This window comes from Vibrio sp. 10N.247.311.49, from assembly GCF_041467655.1.
GTDB lineage: Bacteria > Pseudomonadota > Gammaproteobacteria > Enterobacterales > Vibrionaceae > Vibrio > Vibrio crassostreae_C.
In genome coordinates, this window is the sequence record NZ_JBFSVA010000008.1 from 33,619 (window position 1) to 51,354 (window position 17,736).

Annotated in this window: 14 protein-coding genes; 7 read left to right on the forward strand and 7 right to left on the reverse strand. The window is 45.4% G+C overall.

Annotated elements, in window-relative coordinates:
• The first annotated feature begins 223 nt into the window (after positions 1 to 223).
• Together AB6E54_RS10085 and AB6E54_RS10090 are read left to right on the forward strand one after the other, a co-directional pair.
• Positions 224 to 1,165, forward strand: a complete 942-nt coding sequence (locus AB6E54_RS10085) for a triacylglycerol lipase (protein ID WP_050547032.1) — start codon at positions 224 to 226, stop codon at positions 1,163 to 1,165.
• A gap of 38 nt (positions 1,166 to 1,203) precedes the next feature.
• Positions 1,204 to 2,091, forward strand: a complete 888-nt coding sequence (locus AB6E54_RS10090) for a lipase secretion chaperone (protein WP_102332719.1) — start codon at positions 1,204 to 1,206, stop codon at positions 2,089 to 2,091.
• A gap of 107 nt (positions 2,092 to 2,198) precedes the next feature.
• On the opposite strand, the gene AB6E54_RS10095 is transcribed toward AB6E54_RS10090, so the two are convergent.
• Positions 2,199 to 3,842: a methyl-accepting chemotaxis protein gene (locus tag AB6E54_RS10095; RefSeq protein WP_017064253.1), complete on the reverse strand. Its 1,644-nt coding sequence runs from the start codon at positions 3,840 to 3,842 to the stop codon at positions 2,199 to 2,201.
• 480 nt (positions 3,843 to 4,322) lie between these two features.
• On the opposite strand from AB6E54_RS10095, the gene AB6E54_RS10100 reads away from it, so the two are divergent.
• From AB6E54_RS10100 to AB6E54_RS10120, 5 genes are all read left to right on the forward strand, one after another.
• Positions 4,323 to 5,144: a phosphate ABC transporter substrate-binding protein gene (locus AB6E54_RS10100; RefSeq protein ID WP_017064254.1), complete on the forward strand. Its 822-nt coding sequence runs from the start codon at positions 4,323 to 4,325 to the stop codon at positions 5,142 to 5,144.
• Positions 5,145 to 5,255: 111 nt separating this feature from the next.
• On the forward strand, positions 5,256 to 6,185 hold the full coding sequence (pstC, locus tag AB6E54_RS10105) for a phosphate ABC transporter permease subunit PstC (protein ID WP_017064255.1): 930 nt from the start codon (positions 5,256 to 5,258) through the stop codon (positions 6,183 to 6,185).
• A 15-nt stretch (positions 6,186 to 6,200) separates the two neighbouring features.
• Positions 6,201 to 7,064: a phosphate ABC transporter permease PstA gene (gene pstA, locus AB6E54_RS10110; protein ID WP_048661034.1), complete on the forward strand. Its 864-nt coding sequence runs from the start codon at positions 6,201 to 6,203 to the stop codon at positions 7,062 to 7,064.
• 90 nt (positions 7,065 to 7,154) lie between these two features.
• Positions 7,155 to 7,904 carry a phosphate ABC transporter ATP-binding protein PstB gene (pstB, locus tag AB6E54_RS10115; protein ID WP_004737715.1) on the forward strand — a complete coding sequence of 250 codons (750 nt, stop codon included), beginning with the start codon at positions 7,155 to 7,157 and terminating at the stop codon, positions 7,902 to 7,904.
• Positions 7,905 to 8,240: 336 nt separating this feature from the next.
• Positions 8,241 to 10,385 (forward strand): GGDEF domain-containing protein, encoded by a 2,145-nt coding sequence (locus AB6E54_RS10120; protein ID WP_017064257.1) that lies wholly within the window; start codon positions 8,241 to 8,243, stop codon positions 10,383 to 10,385.
• 69 nt (positions 10,386 to 10,454) lie between these two features.
• On the opposite strand, the gene AB6E54_RS10125 is transcribed toward AB6E54_RS10120, so the two are convergent.
• Genes AB6E54_RS10125 through AB6E54_RS10150 form a run of 6 tightly spaced genes read right to left on the reverse strand, consistent with a single transcriptional unit; the run spans position 10,455 to position 17,439 of the window.
• Positions 10,455 to 12,134, reverse strand: a complete 1,680-nt coding sequence (locus tag AB6E54_RS10125) for a BatD family protein (protein ID WP_102332717.1) — start codon at positions 12,132 to 12,134, stop codon at positions 10,455 to 10,457.
• A 2-nt stretch (positions 12,135 to 12,136) separates the two neighbouring features.
• Positions 12,137 to 14,071, reverse strand: coding sequence for a VWA domain-containing protein (locus AB6E54_RS10130; RefSeq protein WP_372168870.1), 1,935 nt, complete (start codon positions 14,069 to 14,071; stop codon positions 12,137 to 12,139).
• Complete coding sequence (locus tag AB6E54_RS10135) at positions 14,064 to 15,071, reverse strand: VWA domain-containing protein (RefSeq protein WP_017065686.1); 1,008 nt, start codon at positions 15,069 to 15,071, stop codon at positions 14,064 to 14,066. Before AB6E54_RS10135 ends, AB6E54_RS10130 begins: the two co-directional genes overlap by 8 nt.
• Positions 15,064 to 15,549, reverse strand: a complete 486-nt coding sequence (locus AB6E54_RS10140) for a DUF4381 domain-containing protein (RefSeq protein WP_102332715.1) — start codon at positions 15,547 to 15,549, stop codon at positions 15,064 to 15,066. The genes AB6E54_RS10135 and AB6E54_RS10140 overlap by 8 nt, the downstream gene beginning before the upstream one ends.
• Positions 15,546 to 16,472: a DUF58 domain-containing protein gene (locus AB6E54_RS10145; RefSeq protein WP_017065688.1), complete on the reverse strand. Its 927-nt coding sequence runs from the start codon at positions 16,470 to 16,472 to the stop codon at positions 15,546 to 15,548. Before AB6E54_RS10145 ends, AB6E54_RS10140 begins: the two co-directional genes overlap by 4 nt.
• 10 nt (positions 16,473 to 16,482) lie before the next feature.
• A complete protein-coding gene (locus tag AB6E54_RS10150) occupies positions 16,483 to 17,439 on the reverse strand; it encodes a MoxR family ATPase (protein WP_017064262.1) in 957 nt (318 codons plus the stop codon).
• Positions 17,440 to 17,736: the final 297 nt, after the last annotated feature.

Sequence of the window (17,736 nt, forward strand, 5' to 3'; positions counted from 1 at the left end):
TTGAGTCGGGATATTGAAAGAACAATCTCATCAACCTTAGTTAAATGTTAATTTAATCAATTGCTTATGTTTTGTTCTCCTGATTCTGTTTGCCTGATGTTCATCGCACCTGTTTAATTCAAGTTCGCCATCACAAATATGAAGTCGTTACTTTCTGTTTTATAAAATCATCATCTACGGTTCTTTTACTCATCAGAGGTCTAATCTGTTTAAGGAAAGAGCATTGAAAAAGATATTAATTTGGACGATAGCCTGCCTATCCAGTTTTGGCGTATATGCCGGAACGAGCGCATCAGCATTAGAAGCCAGCGGATACACTGAAACGAAATACCCCATTATGTTGGTACATGGTCTGTTTGGTTTCGATACATTAGCGGGCGTTGACTATTTCTATGGCGTACCTGAATCCCTAACCAAAGATGGCGCGAACGTATATGTCGCTCAGGTCTCTGCAACCAACAGTTCAGAGGTCCGTGGTGAACAGTTACTCAGCCAAGTTGAAACGCTGTTAGCTGCAACAGGAGCAAGTAAGGTGAATCTGGTTGGTCATAGCCACGGTGGGCCTACGGCTCGTTATGTTGCGTCAGTTCGACCTGATCTTGTTGCTTCAGTGACCAGTATTGGCGGTGTGCATAAAGGTTCTAAGGTCGCTGATCTCGTTCGAGGGAACGTATCTGAAGGCTCTGTCACAGAAGGTATCGCGGTTAAATTAGCAGGTGGATTAACGACACTGATTAACCTTTTATCTGGTGGAACGGATCTCGACCAAGACGGCCTCGCTTCTCTTGAAGCATTGACCACAGAAGGCTCGCTAGCCTTCAACCAGTTTTACCCTGAGGGCGTTCCGACGTCTGAGTGTGGCGATGGTGAGTGGCAAGCAAGTAACGGCGTTTATTACTATTCATGGACAGGGTCTTCCACTTTTACCAACCTTCTTGATCCTACCGACGGAGCGATGACAATCCTAGGCTTAGCCTTCAACGAACCTAATGATGGCTTAGTAGGAGCATGCAGCGCGCATTTGGGCAAAGTGATTGGTGATGATTACAAAATGAACCACCTAGATGAGATTAATGGGTTATTGGGAATTCACCACTTGTTTGAGACAGATCCTGTAACACTATATCGTCAGCATGCCAATCGATTGAAGTTGGCTGGCTTGTAGTCTGCAAAGCCGTTTAATAAGAAAACAAGGGAAGTATGATGAAAAAGACCGCCATTTTGTCGATAACCACGATAGCCCTGATGAGCACAGCGGCGGTCTTTTTATATCTAAATAATCAAGATACACATACTGACGACGAACAACGCGTCTCCTCATTGAAAGTCACCTCTCAGCAAGATACCGACATCGATAACGCATCAGCAAAAGACATGATGGAATATTTCGTGTCAGGTAATACAGAATTAACCCTTGAAGGTATTCGAGACAACGTGGCGAAACACCACGAACAATCATCAACAACCGTGGTTGATGAAGCACTGTTTGCCAAATATCTTGAGTATAAGTCGGCACTGACATCGTTGGACGTGCAGTTCGGTACCACATCCATTTCCGCTGATGATCTACGTGCACTCAATCAAGCGCTCCTTGACCTCCAAGCTCAGTTTTTCAGTGAGAGCGAGATAAGTATTCTGTTTACGCACGACAACAGAATGAGAGAAATCGCCTTAGAAAAGTTACTTCTGAAACAGGAGGGATTAGAGGATGAAGAATACCAACAAAGACTCGAATCCTATCTATCTGAGCAACCTGATTATGTTCAGTCGAGTCACCAGAATCAGGTGTTACTCCAACAGCTCTCTAGCTCTGAAGGTCTCGATGAACAGGGTAAATACTTAAAGAGAAGCGAACTTGTCGGTGAAGAAGCAACCCAGAGACTTGAAGCACTTGATAAACAAAGAGCGGCCTTTGAAGACTCGTTAGAGGTCTACTTCGCAGAACGAAATGATGTCTTGAAAGATTCATTCCTATCAAAAACCGAACAACAAGAGAAGATTGCGCAACTTAGGACTGAACATTTCCTACCAGAACAGCTTAGAAGGGTAGAAGCGATTGAAAGAATTCGAGCGGCTGAATCTCGTCAGTAGTGTCTAAAAGCGAAAAACCAGCCATGATGGCTGGCTTTTTGTTTATCGGCGAGTTCTAAAGAGCATACAGCCTGAATCTGTTTGCCTTGAACTTCGTACCTTGAAGCCTATACCTTAAAGTAATCCAACTGCTGCTTCTGTTGTTCTGCTAGGTTAGAAAGCTCGTGGCTTGCTGCAGCGGCTTGAGTAATGCCGGTAACGTTTTGGCTTACTAGGCTGTAGATGTTTGAGATGTTACGGTTGATGTCTGAGGTTACTTGGCTTTGCTCTTCGGCGGCAGAGGCAACCTGAGTGTTAATCTCAGTCATGTCCGTTACCGAGTTAGCAATGCCTGAAAGCGCCGCGCTTACTTCACCTGCAAGAGTTTGGTTGTGTTCCAGCATAGATAATGAGCTGCTCATGCTTTCATTCGCGTTACCGGATTGAACCTGCAAACCTTCTATGATGGTTTGGATCTCTTTGGTTGAATCTTGTGTACGTGCCGCTAGCATTCGAACTTCATCAGCAACCACTGCGAAACCACGACCGCTTTCACCTGCACGAGCGGCTTCGATTGCTGCGTTAAGCGCCAGCAGGTTAGTTTGTTCAGAGATACTTTGAATTACCTCAATCACTTTACCAATCTGTTCAGAGTGCTCTTTTAGCGTGCCCACAACATTTGCGGCTTCGCTTAGCTGAATCGCCATCTGTTCGTTAGCTTTGTTGCTTTCATTAAACAAGCTCATGCTGTGTGTCGCCATTTCGTCAGCTTGCTTAGACGCTGAGTCGGCTTGTACTGCGTTCTCATTAACGTGTGCTGCTGTGCTTTCCAATTGGTTCACAGCAGAAGCAACTTGCTCCACCTCTTGCTTCTCTTGGTCTGAGTTAACGCTGGACTGTGTCATTACAGCCGCTAGCTCTGTCGACGCAGAAGCCACTTCGATACTGATTCGAGACAGCGAGCTTACCGTGTCACGCAGCTGTTCAACAGACTGGTTTACGTCTTGCGCTAGGCGTGAGATTTCGTTGTCGCCATACTCTTCTGCTTTAACTAACAAGTTACCTTTTGCTACTTCCCGCATCGTTTCTTGAATGTTGCTGATCGGCTTAACAATGATACCAGCCAGCGTCCAACTGATAATTAGAGCTACAGACAGGATCACCAACAGTGCAATGGTCGCAGTAGTCAGCGTGCTAGCGTGTTGCTGGCCGTTGATGTCAACCTCTTGAGTGGCAAGCAAGTTCAGCTTTTTAGACAGAGTATTGATCGCTTGCACCATTTCATTACCCGCATGTCGGTATTGGTCGATTGCGATCTGGTAGCGGTTTTCAAAATCTGAAGATAGTGATGCATCGCCGTGTTTCGCTCTTAATAGCGGAAGCATGGTGGTACGAGAAAAATCGACATAGTGATTCATCGCTTTGTTCATCGCGGCCACTTCATCTTGCATGCCTGGCACTGTGTCTAATGAATTCAGTAGGCGAGTATTCTGATCGCGTTTTTGGTTTAGTGTTTCAACCAATGTTTTTACGTCATCAGCATTGAATAGACTGTAAATCGCTTTGATGCGCATGCCATAGCTGTTGTCGACGATTTCGCTAAGTTCTTCTTTATGTAAGATTAACTGGTCGGTTGCTACTGACACATCTTTGAATGCACTTTCTAGTTTTTCACCACCGATAATGACACCGGCTAAAAGTAAGACAACGGAAAATAGTACGGGTATAAGAATTTGTATTTTGATTGATAAGCCACTGAGAAGTTGGCGCATGTAATGTCCTTCTTTGAATAAAATAAAAAGATGAGAATTATTATTATTAGAATTAGTTGGCGATTCTAACTAATGAGACTGACAATTCAATCAGTAAAGGCTTTGATTTCGTTATATGCGATAGGTATTTGATATAGATGGTTGTTTATTGTTCTAAATGGCGATAAAGGTGGATCTTTTTATCCATCGTTTTAGGGCTAATTGATTGATAAATAGAGAAATATATTGGTTAGTATTCGATATAAATAGGGAAGGAAATCTAGCTTTTTGGTGCTCAAACGATGGTGAGACCTGCATTCACTAACTGCATCTGATGGGGACGCGACTATCAATTCATCGAGTAGGAGAGAAATTAGCCATTAATTTGTAGTTGTCATATAGGCTTCAATTAAGTGAAACACAACTGTCACATTCGGATTCTAAAGTAGGCCTCGTTCAAGCAAAACATTACGGCAATAACGCCACTAAAGGAAATTTGTGATGAAAAAGACAGTTATCGGTGCAATCGCACTACTAGGCGCTCTAACAGTGAATACAGCTTCAGCTAAAGAAACTATCTCTGTAGTTGGCTCTAACAGTGCTTCTCCACTGGTTGAAGTTTTTGCAGAAACCTACATGAATAAAGGCGAACCAGTGTTCATCGAAATTCAAGCACCAGGTTCTTCTGCAGGCATCAAAGCAGCAAAAAATGGAAGTGCTGACCTTGGTATCTCTTCTCGTGACCTAAAAGAAGAAGAGAAAACAGCTGACCTGAAAGAGCTAGTTATCGCTCGTGACGGTATCGCAGTTGTTGTTAACCCGAACAACGAAGTATCTGCTCTTACTGCTGAGCAAATCACTTCAATCTACAAAGGCGACATCACTAACTGGAAAGATGTTGGCGGCGCTGATAAACCAATCGTAGCAATCACTCGTGATACTGCATCAGGTACACGTGGTGCATTCGAAGACATCATGAAGCTTAAGAAGAAGATTGGCGATAAGAAAGTATCGGCTATCTCTCAACGTGCACAAGTTGCAAACGGTAACGGCGCACTTAAAGTTTCTGTAGCAAGCAACCCATACGCTATCGGCTTTATCTCTCTAGGTACAGTTGACGAATCTGTTCAAGCTCTAACTATCGACGGCGCTGCTGCGACTGTAGACAACGTTAAGAACGGTTCTTACAAAGTTGCTCGTCCATTCCTAGTTCTTTACAAAGCAGGCGCTCCAACAGCTGAAACTCAACAATTCCTAGATTGGATGGTTGCAGATGAAGCTCAAGCTATCGCTGGTAAGAAAGGCTACATCACAGTTAACTAATCTTAACTGACTCAATCTTAATTATTGCTCAGCCTGCTTTAGGCTGAGCCTTTTCTTTCAACTTTGTTTATTTCGAGCTCTTATTGAGCCACAAAGTTTGAGATTTTATATATGACCATCGCAAATAGTGAAAAGCTTATGAATACTGAAGCGACTCAAATCAACAAGCCAAGTCTACGTGCTAAGAAGCGCATCGACTGGAGAGAAAGAATCTTCCACGGCTTGTTCTTATCGAGTGCTGTAATCGGCATCGTATCACTAGCCGTTATCGCTTACTTTATCGTTGCAGAGAGTATCCCTGCATTCCAAGAGGCCGGTGTTTCTGGCATCGTTCTGGGTGTTGACTGGTTACCTCCAGCTCTATTCGGTGTTGCAACCATGATTGTTGCATCGATTGTTTCGACACTTGGAGCTGTAGTTGTTGGTGTGCCAGTTGGTGTATTAACCGCTATTTTTATTGCTGAGATTGCTCCAAAGCGTCTTGCAGATATTATTCGACCAGCAGTTGAGCTTCTAGCGGGTATCCCGTCGGTAGTTTACGGCTTCTTCGGTCTAGTAATTATCGTTCCAATGATTCAAAACGTTTTCCAAGTACCAGCGGGTAACACTATCCTGGCGGGTATCATTGTTCTGGGTATCATGATTCTTCCTACCGTTATCACGGTTTCTGAAACTTCGATTCGTGCGGTACCTCGTACATACAAAGAAGGTTCACTTGCACTGGGTGCTTCGAAAATCTACACGATTTTTAAGCTACTCGTTCCTGCTGCACGTTCAGGCATTATGACTGGTGTGATTTTGGGTATCGGCCGCGCACTTGGCGAAACGATGGCAATCATCATGGTTATGGGTAACGCGCCAGCAATGCCAGAAGGCATTTTGGACTCTGCTCGTACGCTAACAGCAAACATTGCAATTGAAATGTCTTACGCAAGTGGCGTTCACGCTAACGCACTGTACGCAACAGGTGTTGTACTTCTAGTGTTCATCATGATGTTAAATGGTGCTCTACTTTATCTTAACCGTGAAAAAGCGAAGTAGGCGAGGATAAGTAATATGGATCGCGTAAAACTAAAACAAGCACGTCAAATCAAAGATAACATCCTAAAAGGTTTTATCTGGGCAGCTGCAGCTGTAACCGTTGGTTTCTTATTCTGGATTATTTGGTACATCCTATCGAACGGTCTGCAATACGTAGATTGGAACTTCATCACTGACGATTACACTCGTACTGGTGAAGAACGTGGTATTTTCCCAATGATCATTGCCACGATCTACATGGTAATCGCATCGATTGCGGTAGCCGCGCCACTGGGCATCATGACGGCGATATACTTAACTGAATATGCGAAAGTAGGTAGCCGATTGGTGAAAGTGATTCGATTCTGTACTGAGTCGTTAGCTGGTATCCCATCGATCATCTTTGGTCTGTTCGGTATGACCTTCTTTGTTTCGATTCTTGGTCTTGGCTTCTCGATTCTGTCGGGTGCACTAACGCTAAGTATCCTGATTCTTCCTGTAATCATTCGTACTACAGAAGAAGCATTGATGGCAGTGCCACAAACTTACCGCGAAGGCTCATACGGCCTTGGCGCTTCAAAAATCTACACTATCTGGCGTTTGATCTTACCAAGCGCAATGCCAGGTATCTTAACTTCGGTCATTCTTAGTATTGGTCGTGTAATTGGCGAATCAGCACCTGTATTTTTAACAGCAGGTATGGTGGCACGTGTTCCTGAGTCGGTATTCGATTCTGGCCGTACACTAACGGTTCACCTATATAAGCTGACAACAGAGCTATTTACTATCGATGAATGGAACCAAGCCTACGGCACGGCGACAGTCCTAATCGTACTGGTTCTCTTGATCAACATGGTTACAAAACTGATTGCGAGACGCTTCAACACGGCAACTTACTAAGCTCATTAGCTGGCTCATAAATAAAGCGAGCCCCCGTGATAAAGAAAGCATCAAGTTAGACACGAATTTAAGAATTTAGAGATTACGAACATGAATAAATTTGATATTGAGAACCTAGATCTGTTTTACGGCGACAACCAAGCGCTTAAATCTATCAACCTGCCAATTCCAACTCGCCAGGTTACTGCTCTGATTGGCCCGTCTGGCTGTGGTAAATCAACACTATTGCGTTGTTTGAACCGCATGAATGACCTAATTGAAGGCGTTACGATTAAGGGTAAGCTGGATATGGATGGCACTGACATCTACGGTAATATCGATGTCGCTGACCTACGTATCCGCGTAGGCATGGTATTCCAAAAGCCAAACCCGTTCCCAATGAGCATCTACGAGAACGTGGCATACGGCCTACGTGCTCAAGGTATCAAAGACAAAAAACACATCGATGAAGTGGTTGAGCGCTCGCTACGCAGTGCTGCACTGTGGGATGAAGTAAAAGACCGTCTTAAAGCGCATGCATTTGGTCTGTCTGGTGGTCAACAACAGCGTCTATGTATCGCACGTACCATTGCAATGGAACCAGATGTAATCCTGATGGATGAACCAACATCGGCTCTAGACCCAATCGCGACACACAAGATTGAAGAATTGATGGAAGATCTGAAGAAAGACTTCACTATCGTTATCGTAACGCACTCAATGCAGCAAGCGCGTCGTATCTCAGACCGCACGGCTTTCTTCCTAATGGGAGAGCTTGTAGAGCATAACGAAACCAGCGTTATCTTCAGTGAACCAAAAGATGATCGTACTAAAGGTTACGTAAACGGTGACTTCGGTTAATCGACGATTTACGTGTGGTATTTAAGCGATTAGATACCTTTACACACTAACTGAAACGCAGGTTAGATAATCGAATAGAACAACAGAATTATCACTATAACTATAAGCGATGGAAGTTTTGCCCCACTATAGGTGGGGCTTTTTTATGTGTCTAAAAAATCCCCAATGTCGATGTGATTTTGGGCAGAGAATCCCATTTTTGTCGTCCTTCTCATGCTTGTGATAATGTTAAAGGTGAAACTGCGACCCGCTTAACATCTCATTTTTACTTACATTGATTGCATATCAAGCCTTCTGTATTTTTGCTTTATTCTTAATCGCCAATGGAAGGAAGCTGTGCCTGTTAAAGCCTTTGCAAAACAAATATCTGCGACACGCGACCATCGTCTGTTGGCTGAGTCTCTTTTTGACTATCTGGTTAAGGTACTTACTCCAAAAGGGATAGGAATATTTGCTGAACCGACGCCGGAGAGCGACGCATTACCGCTTTTTTCTTATGGCGACCTAACCTCATTGGCGAGCTACCCCTCTACATTTTGGCCGTGGGTCTCACAGTTTGATACCGCAGACGGGGTTTTGCCAATGGCTATCAACACCTGCAAGTGGGAACACATGAAAGTGCTTGGTGGGGAGTCGTTTATCATGATGCTCGACAACGCACCTGCCTCCAGAACTTATTTAATTGTTCAAAATTGCAATGCTGAGAAGGTTAATCAAACCTTTGACCAAGATCTTGATGTGTTACAGCTCGCGGCTGCCCGTTGGCAATGTATTCGTGCCGAAAAGAACGCGGCGCTAGAAATCAAACACAGAGACACACGTGAAGCTCAATACTTAGATGAGATAAAGTTACGTGAGCTGTTTGTAGAGAACATGAAGCTGGTTCATCAGGTCGCGCTTGAGCTTTCTAACCCTGAGTCACTCGATGCTTTGTATAAAGCATCGGTTGAGGCTGTGCGAGACAGGTTAGGGTTTGATCGTGCGATCTTCATGTTGCTTGATATGAAAAAGCGTTGTTTCAGCGGCACTTATGGCACTGACGAAGCGGGTAAAACCAACAGTGAACACCACACTCAATACGATTTGCACCAACTTGAAGCGGAATACATTGAAGCGCTGTCTGATAACCATACTAATCTAGTCATCATCGATAATGCGCCCCTGTATACAGAAGGTAAGGTGGTCGGGCAGGGGTGGAATGGCATGCTTATCTTGCGTGAAGGCGACAAACCTGTCGGCTGGATCGCCATGGATAACTACATTCATCGCTCACCGATTACTAACTATCAAAAGCAGATGCTTGAGTCTTTTGGCTCTTTGCTTTCTCAAATCTATATTCGCAAGCGCCAAGAGCAGAACATACGTATGTTGCACTCGAGTATGGTTGAGCTGTCTCGATGCGATAGCGTCAGTGAAGTCTGTAAGTCCGCGGTTAGTTTTGCGATTCAACATCTAGGTATCGATCGACTGGCTGTTTTCCTAACAGACAAAAAGTGCAGTTACATGCAAGGTACTTGGGGCACTGACATCAAAGGCGATATTGTCGATGAGTCCTATTATCGCTCTGAGCTGGTGGAACGTGACATTGTAGCCGCAGCTCGTGCTTGCCCTAATCAAGTTGCCTTTGAAGAATCAGTTCCTATCTATCACGATTTCAATATTGTGGGAGTCGGTTGGACGGCAATGACCATGCTCACCACCAATACGGGTGAGCCGATTGCGTTTATCGCTGCTGATAACCTATTAACTCGCAGTCCTTTAACCTCACAGCTTCGTGAGGTAATACGTATCTTTGCTTCGAGCCTTGCTGAGGTGCTGCAAAGAACCATGGCTCAAGAAGAACTGAAAAAGCTCAATGAAACATTGGAGCAAGAAGTCAGTAAGCGTACCCAAGAGCTAGAGTTGGCGAATGAGCAATTGGATATCATTTCTAAGCTAGATCCTCTTACGCGCCTTGGAAACCGCCGTATGTTGTCGCAGGTTCTAGAAGACTTGAACGGTGACGATCAAGGTGCCTTTGCCTTACAGAATGAAATTACATTTGGCTTGATTCTTGTCGACCTCGACCACTTTGGTTTGTACAACAGTGTCTATGGTCATACTGAAGGGGATGCGGCTCTGAGGACGGTAGGTGAGATACTGAATGCCCATGTTCACAATGATAAAGAAACCTTCTGCCGGATTGGCGGAGAGGAGTTTATGTTGTTGATGATTGGCACGAATCACTCAGAGACAAAGCAACGTGCAGAGTCGATTAGAAAATGCATTGAAGAGGCAAAAATCCTGCATTGTGAAAGTAGTACCAGCCCATATTTAACGGCATCCGTTGGCTATGCCTCGATAACGTCTGACCAGCATCAGTTCGATTTTGATTTGTTGTATGGCAAGGCAGATAAAGCCTTGTATCAAGCCAAAGACTCGGGGCGAAATCGAATTGTTTCTGCCTTAAAACGTAAAAAAGTCACAGCCTCTCTTTCTTAAAATAAAGGCCGTTGATCTCAAGATGATCAACGGCCTTTGTGTTTTACTGTTCTTGATGAACAGCGTCGACTAAAGATTTTCTAGCGAACTATTATGCTTTTTACTCGCAACTCTCTTGGGCTTCTTCACCGTTTTGATTGCCAGCTCAGGGCTCCATGTTTGGGCTGGTGAACCGGCTTCACCATAAAGGCTTTGGTTTAGCTTGGTGAGTTCGGCTTCAACGGTTTGTAACGTCTCATCACTTAGATCTGTATTTTCGGATTTCCATTGCTCAAATAAGGTTCTGGTCATCACGCCATCTTTCGTTCTTAGAGCTTCAATAAGCGCTTCTGCGGTATCTGATTGACGTTCAACAGTGTGTGTTGGTTTTGTCGTTACACCGCGGCGTGACCAGAAGTAGAATGCCAATGCTGAGCTGATTAGCCACAAAGCTGCAAATAGGGCGGTGAGATAAGGCCAGATCCCTGGGCTATCCACAGTAACAACCGTCGGGCTTACTTGTTGGGCGGGCGTAGCAGTAACTGGTGGAGTGCTTGACGCTGCGCGATCACTTGCTTTTACCGCTAACTCTAGCCCCTGCGCTTTGCTGGTTTGTTCTGATTGCAAATCGGTGTTAAACCAAGCTTGAGACACATCAGGAAGCGAGATGTTTCCTGCCTCTTTCGGAATCAAGACTTGCTTGTAAACAACGACAGAATCACCTGACTGAGTTGTGCCAAATTGCGGCTTCTCTTCATAAACACGTACCGAAATAGGGTAGGTGATATTCAGTTTTGGCAGCTGGTGTTGCGTTAAGTTGCTAGCCGTCATCGTGATGGTACGAGTTAACGAATCACCCGCTTCCATTTCAATGGTTTGGTTGTCGCCTTCTAAACCATTACTATTTCCCAGTTGATTGCCTTGGCTATCTGACCATTGTTGAATCAGTTTGAAGTTTGATGTTGGTAACCACTCACCTTGGTAGCCTTTTGGTACGTCCTTCACAGTTACATCTAAGATTTCAACGGGCGTGTCGAGCTGGAACAGACGCGTTGTACTGGAGTTGTTGGTTGAGTAAACAACGGCTCCATTCAGCTTCGGTCCATTCAGCTTAAACTGTCCGGCCTTTTGTGAAGAGATACGGAAAGACTGTTGAACTACCGTCACCTCTTGTCCATTGAGAACATCTTGAAATTGCTTCGATTCACCAATAGGTTCCACATCTAAGCCCGGCGAGCTCGGTGGCGCTATTTTAGGATCTTGCAGCCTTCTTGGGTCAGCTTTGATGATGAGTTTTACATCAAGCTCAGCCACTTCTTCTGGGTACAGCGAGTTCTTGCTGAGATTAAGCTGGAACTCTGCCATATCATGTTGAGTTGGAGCGGCTTTGTTAATTGCAACATTGATGGTGATAGGCTTGGTTTTTGCCCCTTCAATATCAAAACTCGGGATTTGCAACTTACCCAAACGCAGTGGAGCAAGGCTAATGTTCCATTCACTTGATACCGAACGGCTGCCATTGACGATTCGCATCGAAGACCCAAAGTTTGGTGTGCCAACATAGAAATCCTGCTGGAGCGCTGTTAGATCTAGAGCATCAGAGGAGACCTTTTCATCGGTTGCAACTCTAAGAAGGAACACTTCATCTTTGGTGACACTGTTATGTGAAACGCTCGCCACGGCGTTTGCAGCCAATACTGAGAAGGACGAGAAAGCTCCCAACAACAATGTTAGGAGTACGGATAAAAATGGCTTGTTTAAAAATCGCATGGTTACCACTTTTTGTTCTGGTTGTTAGGAGCACTTTTTTGTCGTGCTTGTAAAATCATTTGCGCTTTAAGCAGTTGGCTCGGGTCACGGGCGCTTTCTACTTGCTCAAGTTTTCGCATGTCAGGGTCGCTCGACAGAGGTTGATCTGAGGTTTGTGCTACAGCTTGCTGACTACTTTGCTCACCATCTTCTTTTGAAGCTTGTTGTGCGCTAGCACTTTGAGGTGTAGCGCCTTCTTGGTCACTCTGTTTCGGCTGATCACTGTTACTTTGTTGCGTGGCTTGCTTGTCGTCTTGTTTAGACTTTTCAGAGTCAGAGTGATTTTCAGGTTGGCCTTGAGATGAGTTTTGGTCTTGGCTACCGCGTTGATCTTGGTTACTGCTTTGATCTTGCGACTTGCCATTGTCAGCGGAGCTTTGTTGTTGATCCTGAGAGCTTTGCGAAGAATCATTTTGCTGACCTTGCTGACCTTGCTGACCTTGCTGACCTTGCTGACCTTGCTGACCTTGCTGATTTTGGTCTTTCTGGTCTTTGGAGTCAGAATCGCCTTGCTGTTGCTGTTGCTGTTGCTGTTGCTGTTGCTGTTGCTGTTGCTGTTGCTGTTGCTTCTGAGCCTGTTCGACAATCTCTAGGTTCTTCTTCGCATAAGCATGTTCAGGGTTGCTTTCAAGAATACGTTGATACTCTTGGATCGCTTGGTCGTACTTACCTTGTTGGGCTTGAGCGTTAGCAAGGTTGTAGCGAGCATCTTCACTAGAAAGCTCTTGCAGCGTCTGCTCTGCGGCTTCGAAATCACCGGCTTTGTATTGAGCAATGCCTTTCCACTCTTGTTGGGTGAACTGTTCAGCAGCTTGTTGGAAGTCCTCGTCCTGATACAGCTGATAGCCTACTTGATCATTGGTTTTCCACGGGTTCGCAAACGCAGTATTTGGTTGGCTAAAAGAGATAACTCCAGCTAAGGCACACCAAATAACCCCTTTCCTGAATAATCCAAGTGCCGGAAGTAATAGCAAAGGCAGTAACCAGAAACCGTTGTTCACTCTGGTGTTGAGTGAGTTCTTGGTCTTGGTTACTTCCGATGTTGTTGCAACGCGGTCGAGGTAGCTCGCGATGTGTTCAACATCTGAGTTATCAAATTGAACTTCAGTGAACGTGCCACCAGAGCTGCGTGTAAGCTCGCGCATGTTCTTCAAGTTGGTTCTTGCCACCACGGTTTGTCCTGAGTCGCTTTGCAGCATCGACCCCGTAGGTAACGAGATTGGCGCACCGTTTTCACTCCCTACAGCTAGAATCGACAATGTCCAATCGTTGCCAGAGAGTAGGGAGTCGATCTGCTTCTGCTCTTGGTCATCGATGTCATCAGCAATCAATACCAAATCACCTTGATAGATCTTCGCGCGAGTCATCATATCAATCGCAAGCTTAACGGCTGATGCGGCATCACCACCTTGATAAGGCATGATATCTGGCGATAGGTTAGGCACTAGGTTTTTGATGGTGTTGATGTCTGACGTTAGCGGGCTAATGGTGTAAGCATCCCCAGCATACGCCACCATGCCTGTTAGCCCTTCTTTCCACAATGAAAGCAGATCCAGAGCCTTGTATCGCGCTTGAGTTAAGCGATTCGGCTTAATGTCGGTGGCATACATAGACATCGACATATCCATGATCACAACTCGTGCCTGCGTTTTTTCAAAGCTCGGCTGTTCGTTTTTCTCGAAGCTTGGTCCAGCTAATGCAATAACGCCGACCAGCCACCAAATTCCGAAGTAAGTACTGCGATTTTTCGATGGCTTACTCGATTCTGGTGCCAAGTATCGCGCGATGTGTGACGCGAGTAATCCTTGCTTAGATTGTGTCTTGCTCAGCCACCAAATAGCGGGCAGCACGACAAGCGCCAAGAACCAATATGGGTAGATAAAAGTAAAGTTAGACATTGTTTCTCCTAATGGCTAACAGCATAAATGCGAAGAACATTGCCGCCGACAGTGGCCATACAAACCACTCTTGTTGCGGTCGCCAGATCTTAGTGGCGTTCGTCACGGGCTCTAACTGGTTAATGGTGTCGTAAATCGTCGCTAACTCTTTGCTGTCACGCGCTCGGAAGTACTGACCGCCGGTGCGTTTGGCAATTTCTATTAGTGTACGTTCATCCAAGTCTTGAGCAGTATTGACTTTGCGCGTCATGAAGAACTCTTTGACCATCATCTCGCCTGCACCGACACCCACGGTGTAAATCGTTGCGTCGTATTTCTTTGCAATATCCGCCGCTTCTAATGGGTCTAATACCCCGGCGGTATTACTGCCGTCGCTGAGTAGAATCATTACACGTTGGGGCGCATCGCTATCGACAAAGGTTTTGGTGGCAAGACCAATACCATCACCAATCGCTGTTTGAGTACCAATCAGCTTTAACACCGCTTGATTGAGCTGTTGTGAAAGCGTATCTCTATCTAGCGTAAGCGGGGTCTGCAAGTAGGCGTGATCAGCAAATAGTACCAATCCGACTCGGTCGCCTTTTCGTCGCTCAATAAAGTCACTCAATACGCGTTTCACCGCCGACAAGCGGTCGATGTATTCGCCATTGAACTGCATGTCTTCTTGGCTCATCGAATAGGAGAGGTCGACAACTAACATTAAATCACGATGCTTCGGCTGAAACTCCACCGGTTCGCCATACCATACAGGGCGTGCGCTCGCCGTAACCAGCAGAAGCCAGATAATCACGGACAACGCCTTTGGTAAGCGACTGCTCGGTGTTTTGGTATTGCTGTCTTCTGGCAGAAATGGAAGCCTTAGGGCATTGCTCGATTCTGACTTTGGTGAGAACAAGTAAACGAGCAACGGCAGTGGCGCGATGAAGAACATCCACCACCAAACGAACTCGATGTTTAGCAAGTCCCTGCTTAGAAACATAGTGCTTAGAAAATCACTCATAACGACCTCGCTTTGGAGGAAGTGCTTTGCGAAGCCAAGTTTCGCAATCATTAACCAATTGCTGTTGAGCCTTTTTCTGTTCGTCGTTCATTAGGGCTACATCTTGATAGAGCGCTTGTTGCCACTGGGATTGTTTTGCTACAAATAACGGCTTCGCCAATTGCGCATCTAAGAACTTCAACCAATCATCACCAGACAAACCTGCAATTTTTTCACGAGGGAAATAGCTCAGTGCTGCTTGACGAAGGATGCGTTGTGCTTTGCTCGGAGACAAACCATCTTGGGACTGACTATTGCTAAAGTAAGACAGTGCTTCTTGCTTCGCCTGTTGATTGTTTTTTCTACGTTTTAGAATGAAAAACACCAAAGCAATCAGGGCAATGGCTGTGATAACCACTGCCCACCAACCCCACGCCAAAGGCCACCAAGTCGGTGCATCTGGCGCAATAACCGGACTTAAATCTAAGGGCTGTTTCATGACTGAGCTCCTGATATCTGGCTCATGAGTGACTGCGCACTCGACAGCGAGCTATAAGGTATCGCGAGAGATAACCCCATCTGTTGCAGCTGCTGTTTCTTAAGCGAAAAAGCATGGTTAAGCTTTTGCTTTTCTTTATTAGAAGAGAAATTAAACCATTGAGTTTTGCTGCCATCGGTGACCTGTTTAGAGCCTTTATAGGTGGTTTCACCTTGCTCTAGCGGGTCGTAGAAATGCACAAGACGTACTCTGTTGTGTCGGCGAATTTGACTGATAAGTGAGTAGTCACTTTCTTGGTAACGCACAAAGTCACTGAGCATAATAATATCGCTTCCTTTAGGGCAAAGCTGGTGCAGAGATTTCAGCCCATGCTCTAAGGTTGTGTCATTATGATTGTCGTGATGAGTCAGCGCTGCATTATTGATTTCTATGACTTTTTGCAAAATACGCAGTGGAGCATGGTTGCTTGCACTTGGCTTAATCTCAATGACCTCTTTGCCAGTATCGATCACCGCGCCAATTCGATCTTTTTGAGCCACAGTAAGCCAGCACAGTTGGCTAGCAAAGTGTGCAAGTTGAACCGATTTCAGCAACAAGGTTGAGCCGAAAATCATACTGCTTGATAGATCCAAGAATAAAATGACAGGCTGTTCTCGTTCTTCAGAGAAAAGTTTGGTATGCGCTTTGCCCGTTCTGGCTGTTACACGCCAATCAATGCTGCGAATGTCATCTCCCGCTTGATATTGACGAACTTCAGAGAAATTCATCCCGCGACCTTTACGGTTGCTCTCGTGTTGGCCGTTAAGCTGTGACCAAAGGCTCTTGGCGGGAGGCAACCAGCGAACAGACTGCGCTTTGTATTGCAGAAGTTCGTCCAGGTTTAACGTGACACCGTCACTATGGTTGGGTAGTTGATTATTCATGCGCGTATCCCTATGCGCTGCCAACCAATGAAATAAGGTGTGCGATCACTTGGTTTGCGGTGACACCTTCAGCTTGTGCGTGGTAGCTGCGCAGTAGACGGTGGCGTAACACAGGGAATGCCATCGCTTGAACGTCTTGTGGCGTGACGTAATCTCGTCCTGCAAGCCAAGCGTGAGCGCGGGCACAACGGTCTAACGCAATGGTTGCACGCGGGCTGACACCCATGTCTAACCATTGATCAAGTTGGTCACTGTATTGCTTAGGTTGGCGAGTCGCCATAACCAGTCTGATGATGTACTGCTCAATGGTGTCTGCCATGTGAATGTTGAGCACTTCTTGGCGCGCTTCAAAGATCGTTTGCTGAGATATCTGTTGTGGCTGAGCTGATTCGTTACCTTGAGCCTCACCACGGTTGAGTCGTAAGATCTCAAGCTCGCTTTCCATATCTGGGTATTCAACCTCTAGGTGAAGCAAGAATCGGTCTAACTGAGCTTCCGGTAGCGGGTAAGTCCCTTCTTGTTCAATTGGGTTCTGTGTTGCCATTACCAAGAACAACTCAGGCAGCGCATAGGTTTTTCGACCGGCAGTTACTTGTTTCTCTGCCATTGCTTCCAGCATTGCCGCTTGAACTTTCGCCGGAGCTCGGTTGATCTCATCCGCTAGAATCAGCGAGTTGAAAATCGGGCCTGATTGGAAAGTGAACTCCCCAGTCTCAGGACGGAAGATGTCGGTACCCGTCAAATCAGCAGGTAACAGATCGGGAGTGAATTGAATGCGGTGGAAGTGACCCTCAACACAATCAGCCAATGATTTTACTGCGCGAGTTTTTGCTAAGCCGGGAGGTCCTTCAACGAGGATATGACCATCCGCTAAAAGGGCGATCATCAGTTGCTTAACGAGCTCTTTTTGACCAATGATTTGAGACTCTAGATAGTTTTGAAGGACTTCGAAATTTGTTTTGTGCATTTTGGACTCTCTGGGTATCCATTTGATTTTTATTTTGAGTATTGGTCACTGATTTCGAGGAAAAAGTTCCAGTACATTTGCGTAATTTATTTTTTCAAAATTGGAAATATTTACAAGTGGTTAGCTAAAAAAATCGTTAGGTTGTGATTATTACTATATCAATTGGTTTTTATATACAAAAGCTCGGCGGTGGGGAGTGGTTTGAGTTCGGTTGGGTCTCAGGGGGTGAGAACTAAAATTGACTCTCGACAATGCGGTATTTGCTTAGTTAATTCATGCTCAAGGTGAATATTTCTA

What these genes read in the sequence shown, in the direction of transcription:
- AB6E54_RS10135 (WP_017065686.1), bottom strand. Translation starts at nt 15,071, where the DNA reads ATGAGTGATTTTCTAAGCACTATGTTTCTAAGCAGGGACTTGCTAAAC.
- AB6E54_RS10100 (WP_017064254.1), top strand. Translation starts at nt 4,323, where the DNA reads ATGAAAAAGACAGTTATCGGTGCAATCGCACTACTAGGCGCTCTAACA.
- AB6E54_RS10090 (WP_102332719.1), top strand. Translation starts at nt 1,204, where the DNA reads ATGAAAAAGACCGCCATTTTGTCGATAACCACGATAGCCCTGATGAGC.
- AB6E54_RS10150 (WP_017064262.1), bottom strand. Translation starts at nt 17,439, where the DNA reads ATGCACAAAACAAATTTCGAAGTCCTTCAAAACTATCTAGAGTCTCAA.
- pstC (WP_017064255.1), top strand. Translation starts at nt 5,256, where the DNA reads ATGACCATCGCAAATAGTGAAAAGCTTATGAATACTGAAGCGACTCAA.
- AB6E54_RS10125 (WP_102332717.1), bottom strand. Translation starts at nt 12,134, where the DNA reads ATGCGATTTTTAAACAAGCCATTTTTATCCGTACTCCTAACATTGTTG.
- AB6E54_RS10130 (WP_372168870.1), bottom strand. Translation starts at nt 14,071, where the DNA reads ATGTCTAACTTTACTTTTATCTACCCATATTGGTTCTTGGCGCTTGTC.
- pstA (WP_048661034.1), top strand. Translation starts at nt 6,201, where the DNA reads ATGGATCGCGTAAAACTAAAACAAGCACGTCAAATCAAAGATAACATC.
- AB6E54_RS10140 (WP_102332715.1), bottom strand. Translation starts at nt 15,549, where the DNA reads ATGAAACAGCCCTTAGATTTAAGTCCGGTTATTGCGCCAGATGCACCG.
- AB6E54_RS10095 (WP_017064253.1), bottom strand. Translation starts at nt 3,842, where the DNA reads ATGCGCCAACTTCTCAGTGGCTTATCAATCAAAATACAAATTCTTATA.
- AB6E54_RS10145 (WP_017065688.1), bottom strand. Translation starts at nt 16,472, where the DNA reads ATGAATAATCAACTACCCAACCATAGTGACGGTGTCACGTTAAACCTG.
- pstB (WP_004737715.1), top strand. Translation starts at nt 7,155, where the DNA reads ATGAATAAATTTGATATTGAGAACCTAGATCTGTTTTACGGCGACAAC.